The organism is Pseudomonas sp. UBA4194 (genome assembly GCF_002379585.1).
Lineage (GTDB): Bacteria > Pseudomonadota > Gammaproteobacteria > Pseudomonadales > Pseudomonadaceae > Aquipseudomonas.
On record NZ_DFUE01000058.1, the window covers coordinates 83836 to 96359 of the forward strand.

At 62.2% G+C, this 12524-nt stretch carries 10 protein-coding genes and 1 pseudogene; 5 read left to right on the top strand and 6 right to left on the bottom strand.

What is annotated here, in order from left to right; genetic code table 11:
- Positions 1-286 precede the first annotated feature (286 nt).
- Positions 287-1492 (top strand): zinc metallochaperone GTPase ZigA, encoded by a 1206-nt coding sequence (gene zigA, locus B3397_RS15045; RefSeq protein ID WP_296251472.1) that lies wholly within the window; start codon positions 287-289, stop codon positions 1490-1492.
- An 18-nt stretch (positions 1493-1510) separates the two neighbouring features.
- On the opposite strand, the gene B3397_RS15050 is transcribed toward zigA, so the two are convergent.
- The gene (locus B3397_RS15050) at positions 1511-1861 is read right to left on the bottom strand and encodes an NADH:ubiquinone oxidoreductase (protein WP_296251474.1); all 351 of its coding nucleotides are present in this window, start codon (positions 1859-1861) and stop codon (positions 1511-1513) included.
- 27 nt (positions 1862-1888) lie between these two features.
- Between B3397_RS15050 and B3397_RS15055 the strand changes: the two genes are divergently transcribed.
- Complete coding sequence (locus tag B3397_RS15055) at positions 1889-2854, top strand: CobW family GTP-binding protein (RefSeq protein ID WP_296251476.1); 966 nt, start codon at positions 1889-1891, stop codon at positions 2852-2854.
- Here B3397_RS15055 and B3397_RS15060 read toward each other — a convergent pair whose 3' ends face one another.
- A complete protein-coding gene (locus B3397_RS15060; protein WP_296251479.1) occupies positions 2855-3244 on the bottom strand; it encodes a DUF3301 domain-containing protein in 390 nt (129 codons plus the stop codon).
- Between the two features lie 118 nt (positions 3245-3362).
- Between B3397_RS15060 and pdxY the strand changes: the two genes are divergently transcribed.
- Entirely contained in the window at positions 3363-4256 is an 894-nt protein-coding gene (pdxY, locus tag B3397_RS15065) for a pyridoxal kinase PdxY (protein WP_296251481.1), read from the top strand.
- On the opposite strand, the gene B3397_RS15070 is transcribed toward pdxY, so the two are convergent.
- On the bottom strand, positions 4226-4711 hold the full coding sequence (locus tag B3397_RS15070) for an acyl-CoA thioesterase (RefSeq protein ID WP_296251484.1): 486 nt from the start codon (positions 4709-4711) through the stop codon (positions 4226-4228). The genes pdxY and B3397_RS15070 overlap by 31 nt on opposite strands.
- Before the next feature lie 245 nt (positions 4712-4956).
- Between B3397_RS15070 and B3397_RS15075 the strand changes: the two genes are divergently transcribed.
- A complete protein-coding gene (locus B3397_RS15075) occupies positions 4957-6711 on the top strand; it encodes a cation:proton antiporter (RefSeq protein WP_296251488.1) in 1755 nt (584 codons plus the stop codon).
- A gap of 212 nt (positions 6712-6923) precedes the next feature.
- Here B3397_RS15075 and B3397_RS15080 read toward each other — a convergent pair whose 3' ends face one another.
- The 3 genes from B3397_RS15080 to uvrD all read right to left on the bottom strand — a co-directional run bounded on the left by B3397_RS15080 (position 6924) and on the right by uvrD (position 10688).
- On the bottom strand, positions 6924-7331 hold the full coding sequence (locus tag B3397_RS15080) for an SMI1/KNR4 family protein (RefSeq protein ID WP_296251491.1): 408 nt from the start codon (positions 7329-7331) through the stop codon (positions 6924-6926).
- Positions 7332-7449: 118 nt separating this feature from the next.
- Positions 7450-8301 (bottom strand): Tim44 domain-containing protein, encoded by an 852-nt coding sequence (locus tag B3397_RS15085; RefSeq protein WP_296251494.1) that lies wholly within the window; start codon positions 8299-8301, stop codon positions 7450-7452.
- A gap of 203 nt (positions 8302-8504) precedes the next feature.
- Complete coding sequence (gene uvrD, locus B3397_RS15090) at positions 8505-10688, bottom strand: DNA helicase II (RefSeq protein ID WP_296251496.1); 2184 nt, start codon at positions 10686-10688, stop codon at positions 8505-8507.
- Between the two features lie 145 nt (positions 10689-10833).
- Here uvrD and B3397_RS15095 point away from each other — a divergent pair.
- Positions 10834-12381, top strand: a pseudogene (locus B3397_RS15095) (PAS domain-containing protein); the annotation flags it as partial.
- Positions 12382-12524 lie beyond the last annotated feature (143 nt).

The following is a 12524-nucleotide window of genomic DNA, read 5'->3' on the forward strand; positions in this document are numbered from 1 at the left end:
TCACCCCAACCCTCTCCCTGATGGAGAGGGGGCCGGTCACCGTCGTCCGCAACACCGCGCACTGCTCTAGCTCCCTCTCCCTCAGGGAGAGGGCAGATCACCGTTGTCCGTAACACCGCGCACTGCTCTGGCTCCCTCTCCCTCAGGGAGAGGGCTGGGGTGAGGGGACCATACACCCCATAACCCTCGACGAGCCCTATCAACCAATCGCCCATTCGAACCAGCATATGTTATGTTATAACAAACAACATAACACCCACCGTGCCCCCGAATGAGTACCCCCAGCATGCCCAACCTCCTCCCTGTCACCGTCCTTTCAGGCTTCCTCGGCGCCGGAAAAAGTACGCTGTTGAATCACATCCTGCGCAACCGGGAAGACCTGCGCGTGGCCGTCATCGTCAACGACATGAGTGAAATCAATATCGATGGCCAGGAGGTCCAGCGTGATGTGAGCTTGAATCGCGCCGAGGAGCGGCTGGTAGAGATGAGCAATGGCTGCATTTGCTGCACGCTGCGCGAGGATCTGCTCGAAGAGGTGGCGAAGCTTGCAGGCGAAGGCCGCTTCGATTATCTGCTGATCGAGTCCACGGGCATTTCCGAGCCGCTGCCGGTGGCCGAAACCTTCACCTTTCGGGACGAGCAAGGGCAGAGTCTGGCGGACCTGGCGCGTCTGGACACCATGGTGACCGTGGTCGACGGAGTCAACTTCCTGCTCGATTATCAGGCTGCCGAAAGCCTGGCCTCGCGTGGCGAAACCCTGGGTGAGGAAGATGAGCGCGCGATCACTGATCTGCTGATCGAGCAGGTCGAGTTTGCCGATGTCATTCTGATCAGCAAGGTCGACCTGATCAGCGCCGCCGAACGCGCCGAGCTCACCGCGATACTGCGCCGCCTCAATGCCCACGCACAGATCCTGCCCATGGTCATGGGCCAGGTGCCGTTGGGGCGGATTCTGGACACCGGCCTGTTCGATTTCGAGCGGGCCGCCCAGGCGCCTGGCTGGCTGCAGGAACTGCGTGGCGAACATGCCCCGGAAACCGAGGAGTACGGCATTGGCTCACTGGCCTACCGGGCCCGTCGGCCTTTTCATCCGCAACGTTTCTTCGCTTTGATCAACAGCCCCTGGGACAACGGCAAACTGCTGCGTTCAAAAGGTTTTTTCTGGCTGGCGAGCAAGCCACAGGAGGCGGGCAGCTGGTCCCAGGCCGGCGGACTGGCGCGCCATGGCTTTGCCGGACGCTGGTGGCGCTTCGTACCCCGTGACCATTGGCCTCAGGATGCGGAAGCGGTGGCCGAGATCATGCGCCACTGGACCGAGGACACCGGTGACTGTCGTCAGGAACTGGTGTTCATCGGCCAGAACATGCCGTTCGAGGCGCTGCGGGCGCAGCTCGATGCCTGCCTGCTGACCGATGCGGAGATGGCCCTGGGGTTCGAAGGCTGGGCGCAACTGCCGGACCCTTTCGGTGACTGGCACGACGCGGCCGCCTGAGTCACGGCGGCTGTCAGCTCAAGGTGTGCGCCACTGACCTTGGCTCTTCTGTTCGCAGAAGGGCTTGAGGAAGGCCGCGTCGCTGGCGACACCGTAATAGTGAATATCCTGTTCATAGGGCATATTCTCGACCTTGGCCGCACTGCAGACACCAAATGCGCCCTGCGGGCATTGCTCCACGAACGACACGTCGACTTTCTGCCCTGGCAGGTTCGGTTGGCAGAAACCATCGTGGAACAGCTTCTGCGGAATGTTGCGGTTCTGCTGGCAGACCTTCACGTCCAGCCGCTCCGCTTGGCTGTGCACCACACAGGCTTGGGCAAAAACCTGACCACTGGCCAGCAACAACAGCAGGCACCGCACACGCATCGTCAATCTCCATCCAGAACCTGAGCCATGTTGCAGAATATTCCCACACATGTCATCGCCGGTCCGTTGGGCGCGGGCAAAACCACCCTGATCCGCCATCTGCTGGCGCAACGGCCGGCCCATGAACGCTGGGCAGTGCTGATCAACGAGTTCGGCCTGGTGGGTCTCGACGCCGCGCTGCTGGCGACGGCTGACGATGGTATCGCCATCGGCGAGGTCGCGGGTGGGTGTTTGTGTTGCGTCAATGGCGCACCCTTTCAGGTGGGGTTGGGACGGTTGCTGCGCAAAGCGAAGCCGCACAGGGTGTTTATCGAGCCGTCGGGGTTGGGGCATCCGTTGCGAATTCTGGAGCAGTTGCAAGGGGCGCCCTGGCGAGGGGTGCTGGCAGTGCAGCCGTTGGTGATGGTGTTGGATGGGCTGCGGATGGCAGTGGGCGCGAAGTTGGCAGAGAGTCAGCGGGAGGCGTTGGCGAAGGCGGGGTTGGTGGTGTTGAATCGCGTGGGGGAAGAAGAGGTGTTTCGTGCCGGGGAGAAGACCTCAGGGGCTGAGTTATCCACCGCTCCCTCGCTGAGAACGAAGGATGGATGGATAAGTCTGGAGTCTCTACCTATTGTGGATAACCCTCTCATTGAGACTGTGGAAAAGTGGGCAGAACCCCCGGCTTCACCCGGTGATGTGTGGTTGGACAAGTCCGAGCCGGTTTGTCAGGTCCAACACCGGCCTGAAGGCTGGGCGATCGGATGGCGTTGGCATTCGGACGTTGAATTCGACAAGGAGCACTTATCCACATGGCTGCAACGGTGGCCGTGGGTAAGAGCCAAGGCGGTTGTCCACAGTACCCAGGGATGGCTGTCGACGAACGCGATCGGGGCGGAAAAGCCCGTGTGGCGGGCCTCGGAGTGGCGCCGGGACTCGCGCCTGGAGTTGATCTTCAGCGAGCCACAGGACGCCGCGGCCTTGCGTGACAGCGTGGTGCAAGCGTTGGCAAGATGATCAGGGCCGCCAGCGCTTGTGTTCCTGGCGCCATTGGCTCATTTCGATCACTTCAGCGCTCGGCGGATGTTTGATTTCGAAAGGGTAGGGTGCCAGTTCGATCTGCACCGAATGCGCGCCGAACTGGGTAATAGTGCCCGGATGACGCTGCTCGCCGGTGACTGTGAATTCAAAGCCGTAGACCCTGGCCAGGCGCTTGCGGCCGTTGGCATCGGCCAGCCAGGCGAAGCGCTTGAAGGCGACGTTGTCGTCGAGCAGTTCCAGGTCGAGCTTGCTGCAATGCTGCTTGACCCGCTCCAGCGCTTTCTCCCGCAGGCCATGGTTATGCCACAGCCAGGCGCCGCCTGCGGCCAGCAACATCAGGACGAACAGATTACCGAGGGTCAACATCGAGGTGCGCTCCAACCAATTGCGTGCAGCTTAACTGTGTCCCCGGCCTGTCGTACAGGCTACATTTCGCGCCATACTGCGCGGCTTGTAGTCCAGTCATCCGCTCCGGAATCTTTGCATGAAACGTACACCACACTTGCTCGCCATCCAGTCCCACGTGGTTTTCGGCCATGCCGGCAACAGCGCTGCGGTATTCCCGATGCAGCGGGCTGGGGTCAAGGTCTGGCCGTTGAACACGGTGCAGTTCTCCAACCACACACAGTATGGTCAGTGGACGGGAGAAGTGTTGGCGCCGCAACAAATTCCTGCGCTGGTCGAGGGGATTGCGACGATTGGCGAGCTGGGCAATTGCGATGCGGTGCTCAGCGGGTACCTGGGCAGCGCTGCTCAGGGGCGGGCGATATTGAGCGTGGTGCAACGGGTCAAGGCGGCCAATCCCAAGGCACTGTACCTGTGTGATCCCGTGATGGGGCACGCCGAGAAGGGCTGCGTCGTGCCGGCAGAGGTCAGTAACTTCCTCCTGGAAGAGGCCGTGGCACTGGCGGACATGCTGTCGCCCAATCAACTGGAGCTCGACAGCTTCTGCGGGCGCAGCGCCAGCTCGCTGGACGACTGCGTTGCCATGGCCCGCTCACTGCTGGCGCGTGGTCCCCGAGCCGTGCTGGTCAAGCACTTGTCCTATCCGGGCAAGGCCGCCGAGGATTTCGAAATGCTGCTGGTGACCGCTGCAGGCAGTTGGCACTTGCGCCGGCCGCTATTGGCGTTCCCGCGGCAACCGGTGGGGGTGGGCGACCTCACCAGCGGCCTGTTCCTCGCACGCGTGCTACTGGGCGACGATTGGGTCGCGGCGTTCGAGTTTACCGCCGCCGCAGTGCATGAGGTGCTGCTGGAAACCCAGGCTTGCGCCAGTTACGAGCTGGAACTGGTGCGCGCCCAGGACCGCATCGTGCACCCCCGTCTGCGCTTCGAAGCCGTGGCGCTTCAAAGCGCTTCGGATTTGATCTCACGGTAGCGCTTTTCCAGCTCCTGCCGGATCTGGCGACGTTGCTGGGCCTGAATGAAGCGACGTTTGCCCTCCGGATCCTGCGGTTGCAGAGGTGGCACTTGCGCCGACTTGCGCTGGTCGTCCACCGCCACCATGGTGAAGAAGCAGCTGTTGGTATGACGAACCGAGCGCTCGCGAATGTTCTCGGTCACCACCTTGATGCCCACTTCCATCGAGGTGTTGCCGGTGTAGTTGACCGAGGCCAGGAACGTCACCAGCTCACCCACGTGAATGGGCTCGCGAAAGATCACCTGATCCACCGACAGTGTCACCACGTAGCGGCCGGCATAGCGGCTGGCACAGGCGTAGGCCACCTCGTCGAGGTACTTGAGCAGCGTGCCGCCGTGGACATTGCCAGAGAAGTTGGCCATGTCCGGGGTCATCAGCACGGTCATCGATAGCTGGGCGTTTCCAGGTTCCATAGTACACTCACGGTTGGTTAGCAGTGGTGGAGGGGCGGCACCTATGTTGGCGCTTCACCCGCTTCGATAATTCCCATCATGTTCCGGACGCTGGCAGGGCGTCCGCCGTCACGCCTATCGTGCCATTTCACGGGGTGTTCCGGCGATCTGTTTCCGTATATTGCACCGACTATATGGCGCTCGGCGCGGTGTTAACCTGAGCCTCTGAAACATTTCGTACCCGAATAGCAACGGAGGCTATCACCGTGCATGCCATCAGCTTTATCCAGGATCTGGCGGTGATCATGCTGGTCGCCGGTGTGGTGACCATCGTTTTCCACAGACTGCGCCAGCCAGTGGTGCTGGGCTACATAGTCGCCGGGTTCATCATCGGCCCTCACACACCGCCCTTCGGCCTGATTCATGACGAACAGACGATCAAGACCCTCGCCGAACTGGGGGTGATCTTCCTCATGTTCTGTCTGGGGCTCGAGTTCAGCCTGCGCAAGCTGTTCAAGGTCGGCGCCACGGCGTTCATCGCGGCGTTCCTGGAAATCGTGCTGATGATCTGGATCGGCTACGAAATCGGCCGCTGGTTCGACTGGAGCACCATGGACTCGCTGTTTCTGGGTGCGATCCTGGCCATCTCCTCGACCACCATCATCGTCAAGGCACTCAACGACCTGAAGATGAAGAACGAGCGGTTTGCCCAACTGATCTTTGGCGTGCTGATCGTCGAGGACATCCTGGGGATCGGCATCATCGCGCTGCTTTCGGGGATCGCCGTCAGCGGCACGGTCAGTTCCGGCGAAGTGTTCTCCACCGTTGGCAAACTCTCGTTGTTCATGATCATCGCGCTGGTCATAGGCATTCTGCTGGTGCCACGCCTGCTGGCCTATGTGGCCAAATTCGAAAGCAACGAGATGCTGCTGGTGACCGTGCTGGGCCTGTGCTTCGGCTTCTGCCTGCTGGTGGTCAAATTGGAATACAGCATGGTGCTCGGCGCGTTCCTGATCGGCGCGATCATGGCCGAGTCGCGCCAGTTGCTGAAGATCGAGCGCTTGATAGAGCCGATTCGGGACATGTTCAGCGCGATCTTCTTCGTTGCCATCGGGCTGATGATCGATCCAGGGATTCTGCTCGATTACGCCTGGCCGATCGCGGTCATTACCGTGGCAGTGGTACTGGGCAAAATGGTGTCTTGTGGGCTGGGAGCGTTCATTGCAGGCAACGATGGCAAGACCTCGCTGCGGGTCGGCATGGGGCTGTCACAGATCGGCGAGTTCTCGTTCATCATTGCGGCATTGGGCATGACCTTGCAGGTCACCAGCGATTTTCTCTATCCGGTCGCCGTGGCGGTCTCGGCGCTGACCACCTTGTCCACGCCTTACCTGATCCGCGCCGCAGACCCGCTTTCCCATCGCCTGGGCGCGATAGTGCCGCAGCGCATGGCGCGGGTGCTTGGGATGTATGGGGAGTGGCTGCGCAGCATCCAGCCACGGGGTGAGAGCGCGCTACTGGCCTCGATGATTCGCAAGATCCTGTTGCAGGTAGGGGTGAATCTGGCGCTGGTGATAGGCATCTTCTTTGCGGGCGCCTATTTCGCCGGGCGCATCGGTGACTATCTGACGGCATGGGTCAGCGATGTGGGTTGGCAAAAGGGCATGATCTGGGGTGCAGCGTTGTTGTTGTCGCTGCCGTTCCTGATCGCCGCCTACCGCAAGCTCAAGGCACTGTCGATGCTGCTGGCCGAGATGGGCGTCAAGCCGGAAATGGCCGGGCGCCATACCCAGCGGGTACGCAGAGTGATTGCCGAAGTGATTCCGCTGCTGTCACTGCTGGTGATTTTCGTGCTGCTGGCGGCGCTGTCGGCGAGCATTCTGCCCACGGCGGAGTTGCTGGTGCTGATCGCTGTGGTGGCTGCGGGGGTAGCGGCGCTGTTGTGGCGCTGGTTCATTCGCGTGCACACGCGCATGCAGGTGGCGCTGCTGGAGACCCTGGGGAACAACGTGGAGCATTGAGTTTCGGCGGGCAGGTCTGGCCCCATCGCGGGTAGAACCCGCTCCCACAAGGGCAGTGGGTGGCCTGTAGGAGCGGTGGGTAACCTGTGGGAGCGGGTTCTACCCGCGATGGGGCCGGGCCTGCCTCAGATAGAACCCCACTCCCACAAGGGCAGTGGGCGGCCTGTGGGAGCGGGTTCTACCCGCGATGGGGCTAGGCCTGTCGCCACCGATCAGCTTTCCAGCCAGATGTCCCGCGCCCAGTGCCACACCGATTCCCAGCTTTCTTCCGTCACCAGCTCTTCTTCACCGGACCACAGCACCACGGTGCCGTCTTCTTCCACGCAATAGTAGTCCTCACCGTCCTGGCAAATCGGGATCAGCTCGCGCGGCACACCGATGTCCCAGGCGTTGGCTGCCACTTCCGGCAGGTAGGTATGAGACTGCGGGTCGGTAACGGTGACCGGCTCCAGGCTGCCATACACCACATCGCTCACGGTCAGCAGGTATTCCTTGAACACGAAGGGGATATTGATGAACAGCTGCTCCTCAATCTCAACCAACTGGTCTTCGTCTGGCAGCTCGAGGGGGACCGGTACCGGTTCATTGGCTTCTCTGAGCTGCTCGATCACTTCTTCCACGGTGTATTTCCTCTGAACAGAATGCGCGGTGCGGTTTATACATTAGCTGGAAATTCATGCAATGTTCAAAATGCAAAAGCCCCGGACTAGGCCGGGGCTCGCAAAGCGTGACGCAGTATCAGTTCTGACGGATACCCGCGACCAGCCATGGCTGGTTTTCGCCCTGAGCGCGCTCCATGTTCCAGCTTTCGCTGAAGGGTTCGCCCTGATCGAAACGAGAGGTTTTCGACACGCCGACGAAGGTCAGCGTGGCGATGGTCTTCTCGGCACGGTCATCCACGCCTTCCAGCTGCACCTGCAGGTCATCGATGTAGGTGGACTGGAAGCCGTCACCCAGATCGGCACGTTCCTGCTTGAGGAACTGCAGCATCTGCGGCGTGACGAACTCGGAGATCTTGTCCATCTCGTTGGCGTCCCAGTGCTGCTGCAGCGACTGGAAGTGACTGCGAGCGGCGTTCAGGAAGCTTTCTTCGTTGAACCAGGCCGGAGCGTTGATGACCGGGCGGGCTGCGGAAGCAGCGGCGGCACCACCGAACAGCGACGGCTGGGCTGGCTTCTGCTCGAAGGCTTCACGCTGGTACGGAGCACCGGCGCCGGCCATTTGCGGGCCCTGTTGCTTGCGGCGACGGGCAGCGATGAAACGGAAGATCAGGAAGGCGATGACCGCCATGATCAGGATGTCGAAGATCTGCATGCCTTCGAAACCGTCACCCATGAACATGGACGCGAGGAGGCCACCGGCGGCGATGCCGGCCAGTGGGCCCAGCCAGCGCGAAGCACCGCTGGCGGCAGGCGCTGCACGGCCTGGCACTGCGGCGGCGGCGCCAGGCGTGGTCGGGGCTGCCTGACGAGTTTGGTGAGTAGGCGCTGCGCCCATACTCTTTCCGCCGCCGAAGCGCTTGGCGCTGGCGTCGAGGCTCATGGTCAGGCCGATGCACAGAGCCAGAGCCATGCTTAGAAATCGTTGCATAGGTTCATTCCAGTAGGTGAATTGCACGAGAGTCATGTTGCACAGGTGCGGGTTACATAGCTAGTGACAACATGTTTCGAGCTTTTGCGTAAATGTGACGAGCGGTGTAGGAAAAATCGCGAGCTGGGGGAGGTCCTGTGGCAAGGCAGGAATGCCCCCATCGCGGGTAGAACCCGCGCCCACAGGGGCCCTTACGCCAATCGCTATATGGCCTCGAGCTTCGCATACCCCAGCATCAGCCACTTGCTACCCTCGGCGAAGTTCACCTGCACCCGCGCCTGGGCGCCGGAGCCTTCGAAATTGAGGATGACCCCCTCGCCGAACACCGAGTGCTGCACGCGTTGCCCCAGGTTGAATTGGGTCTGAGGTATGTTGGCCGCGCCGAACAGGCTGGTGGAGTTCTGCGCCTGGCCGCCACCGAACGGGCGGCTGACGCTGTTGGACAGGCGCACTTCCTGAATCAGCCCTGCCGGCACTTCGCGCACGAAGCGCGAGACCTTGTTGTAGGTCTCGCTACCGTACAGCCGACGGGTTTCGGCGTAGGTCATCACCAACTGCTGCATGGCCCGGGTAATGCCCACGTAGGCCAGGCGCCGTTCTTCTTCCAGACGGCCAGGTTCTTCCAGGCTCATCTTGTGCGGGAACAAGCCTTCTTCCATGCCCACCAGGAACACATAAGGGAATTCCAGACCCTTGGCGCTGTGCAGGGTCATCAGCTGGATGCTGTCCTCGTGTTCGTCGGCCTGGGTGTCACCGGCCTCCAGCGAGGCATGGCCGAGGAACGCCGCCAGTGGCGTCAGGTCGGCATCTTCTTCGCTGTTCTCGAAGTTGCGCGCGGCGCTGACCAGTTCCTCGAGGTTTTCTACCCGGGCCTGGCCCTTTTCACCCTTTTCTTCCTGGTGATAGATGATCAGCCCGGACTGCTCGATGACCGTCTGGGTCATGGTGTGCAATGGCATCTCCATGACCTTGGCCGCCAGGTTCTCGATCAGCTCCATGAAGGCGCCCAGGGAATTGGCCGCGCGGCCGCTCAGGCCCTTGTTGGCGATCAACTGGCGACCGGCTTCCCACATCGACAGTTCGGCGTGGCGCGCGTGCTGGCGAATGGCTTCGACCGTCTTCTCGCCCAGGCCCCGCGGCGGCACGTTGATCACGCGCTCCAACGCGGCGTCGTTGCCACGGCCCTCGAGCAGGCGCAGATATGCCATGGCGTTCTTGATTTCGGCGCGCTCGAAGAAGCGCTGGCCGCCATAGATGCGGTACGGGATGCGCTCGCGCAGCAACGCCTCTTCCAGCACCCGCGACTGGGCGTTGGAACGGTAGAGAATGGCGATATCGCTGCGGGCCAGGCCGGTTTTCAGCGCACTTTCGATGGTTTCCACCACATAGCGGGCTTCATCGTGCTCGTTGAACGCGGCGTACAGGCTCAGGGGCTCGCCGTCACCGCCATCGGTCCACAGTTCCTTGCCCAGACGCCCGCTGTTGTTGGCGATCAGGGCGTTGGCGGCCTTGAGGATGCCGGCGGTGGAGCGATAGTTCTGCTCCAGGCGGATGAGCTCGGAGTCGGGGAAATCGGCGGAGTACTGGTGGATGTTTTCGATCTTCGCGCCGCGCCAGCCGTAGATCGACTGGTCGTCGTCACCCACCACCATCAAGCTGTCACCGCCCTGGGCGAGCAGGCGCAGCCAGGCGTACTGCACGGCGTTGGTGTCCTGGAACTCGTCCACCAGCACGTGGCGGAAGCGGCGCTGGTAGTGCTGCAACAGTCCGGGATTGTCGCGCCACAGATCGAGGGCGCGCAGCAGCAACTCGGAGAAGTCGATCACGCCTGCGCGGGCGCAGGCGGCTTCGTAAGCTTCGTAGATGGAGCGCATGGTGCCCAGGAACAGGTCGCCCCCTGGCTGGATATGCTGTGGGCGCAGGCCTTCGTCTTTCTGGCCATTGATGAACCACTGCGCCTGGCGGGCGGGCCACTTCTGTTCATCCAGGCCCAGCTCGCGCATCACGCGCTTGACCAGGCGCTGCTGATCGTCGCTGTCCAGAATCTGGAAGTTCTGGTTCAGCCCCGCTTCTTGCCAGTGTGCTCGCAGCAGGCGATGTGCCAGGCCGTGGAAGGTGCCCACCCACATGCCGGCCGGGTTGATACCCATCAGCTGCTCGATGCGCTGCCGCATCTCGGCGGCCGCCTTGTTGGTGAAAGTCACCGACAGGATGGAGTGGGGCGAGGCGTTCTCGACCTGGATCAACCAGGCGATACGGTGCACCAGCACTCGGGTTTTACCGGAACCAGCACCGGCCAGGACCAACTGACGGCCAACCGAGGCCGCTACGGCCTGACGTTGGGCGTCGTTGAGAGAGTTCAGCAGAAGGGAGAGGTCATCGCGCATCGGAGCATTTTAGGGTGCGCAATAGAGTTGGAGCAAACGAGAGTTACAGCCGGTCCATATAAATATCGCCAAACCGAGCGGGTGGCGGTGTAGGGGTTGTATATTCAGCCCACCGTTACGGCACACCCTTACAAGAATATTGCCTATGACACCCGGTCCCAACCCGCTGGACTCCTCCCTGGAGCAGCAGGCCCTGCAGAGCGAGTTCGCCGACGCGTTGGCGGCCGAGCGTACCCGGCTGCTCTATCAGGGCTCGCTGCTGCCCACGCTGTTCATGCTGCTCAATGGTGGGTTGTGTATCTGGCTGCTGTGGACGCCGCGGCATTACCTGGCGTTGAGCGTGGCGCTGGTGTGGCTGCTGGTGCTGGTGGCGGCGCGGGTTATCCAGGTGGCGGCGTTCGATGCCGCCATGCCGTCCCGCCAGGCCCGGCCGCATTGGCGACGCATGTTCCTGATCGGTTCCGCCATCAGCGGCCTGACCCTGGGTGTCGCCGCGATCGCGCTGGTGCCGGAGGCCAACTTCATCAAGCAGGCATGGGTGTTTGGCCTGCTCGGCGCCGCAACGCTGTCGGCCAGTGTGGCCTATGCGGTCAGCCTGCCGGCGTTCCTGGCCTACACCTTGCCGTGTCTGCTGCCGCCCATTGCCTACCTGTTCGTGTGGAACGCTGGCGCCCAGCGCGGCTGGGGCTGGTTGGGACTGATTTTTCTGGGCGCGCTGCTGGTGGTGGCCTGGCAGGTCAATCGCTTGATGAACCGCAGCTTGCTGCGCCGTTTCCGCAATCAGGAACTGATTGCCACCCTGCAACTGGCGCAGAGCAGCAGCGATCGGCTGAACCAGGCCCTGGCGGCGGAGGTGCAGCAGCGTCGCGACGCCGAAGAACAATTGCGTCAGACCCACGCCGCGCTGCAGACCCGGGTGGTGCAGCGCAGTCAGGAGCTGCACGATGCCACTCATGCCCTGAGCAAGAGCGAAGAGCGGCTGGCTCTGGCGTTGGAGGCCAGCGGGCTGGGTTTGTGGGACTGGAACCTGAGTACCGACGAAGTGCACCACAGCCAGCTCAAGGAGCTGTTCGGCCTGGAGCCGGAGTTCATGCAGGCGATGCTCCAGCAGTTGCGCCCGCGCATGCATCCGGAGGACCAGCAACGGGTCAAGCGGGCCATGGTCGAGCACCTCAAGGGCCGTACCGAGGACTACCGCGCCGAATACCGTATCCGCCATCAGGACGGTCATTGGTTGTGGATCGAGGACCGTGGCCGTGCCGTCGAGCGTACGCCGGGAGGCAAGGTGTTGCGCATGGTCGGCACGCGGCGCGACGTGACGGCGGACAAGGCCCTGCGCGGCAACCTGAAACTGGCGGGGCTGGTTTTCGACGCGGCCAGCGAAGGGATACTGGTGCTCGATGCGCACCATGTCGTGCTGGCCGTGAACGCGGCGTTCAGCCGTATCACTGGGCTGGCCGAAGTGCAGGTGCGTGGACATCATTGGCTGCAGTTGCCTTGTAGTCGCGATGCTCGCCGGCATCAGGAAGCCATCGAGGAAACCCTGGAGATCAAAGGTACCTGGGAAGGCGAACTGGCCGAAACCCGCCAAAACGGCGAACTCTATCGGCAATGGCTGCAATTGACCGTCATCAGGGACAGCCGCGGCCACGCGCAGCAAATCGTCGGTTTCTTCACCGACCTCTCCACCAGAGAATCGTAGGAGCGGCGTAAAGCCGCGAAGGGGCCCGTGCGGTCGATGCAACATTCAGATCCAGCAGCGATGCAGAGGACGCCTTCGCGGCTTCACGCCGCTCCTACAGGTGGACTGTTCCCCCGCGAAGGGGCCCGTGCGGT

Coding starts and splice junctions, on each gene's coding strand:
- zigA (WP_296251472.1), top strand. CDS start 287: ATGCCCAACCTCCTCCCTGTCACCGTCCTTTCAGGCTTCCTCGGCGCC.
- B3397_RS15050 (WP_296251474.1), bottom strand. CDS start 1,861: ATGCGTGTGCGGTGCCTGCTGTTGTTGCTGGCCAGTGGTCAGGTTTTT.
- B3397_RS15055 (WP_296251476.1), top strand. CDS start 1,889: ATGTTGCAGAATATTCCCACACATGTCATCGCCGGTCCGTTGGGCGCG.
- B3397_RS15060 (WP_296251479.1), bottom strand. CDS start 3,244: ATGTTGACCCTCGGTAATCTGTTCGTCCTGATGTTGCTGGCCGCAGGC.
- pdxY (WP_296251481.1), top strand. CDS start 3,363: ATGAAACGTACACCACACTTGCTCGCCATCCAGTCCCACGTGGTTTTC.
- B3397_RS15070 (WP_296251484.1), bottom strand. CDS start 4,711: ATGGAACCTGGAAACGCCCAGCTATCGATGACCGTGCTGATGACCCCG.
- B3397_RS15085 (WP_296251494.1), bottom strand. CDS start 8,301: ATGCAACGATTTCTAAGCATGGCTCTGGCTCTGTGCATCGGCCTGACC.
- uvrD (WP_296251496.1), bottom strand. CDS start 10,688: ATGCGCGATGACCTCTCCCTTCTGCTGAACTCTCTCAACGACGCCCAA.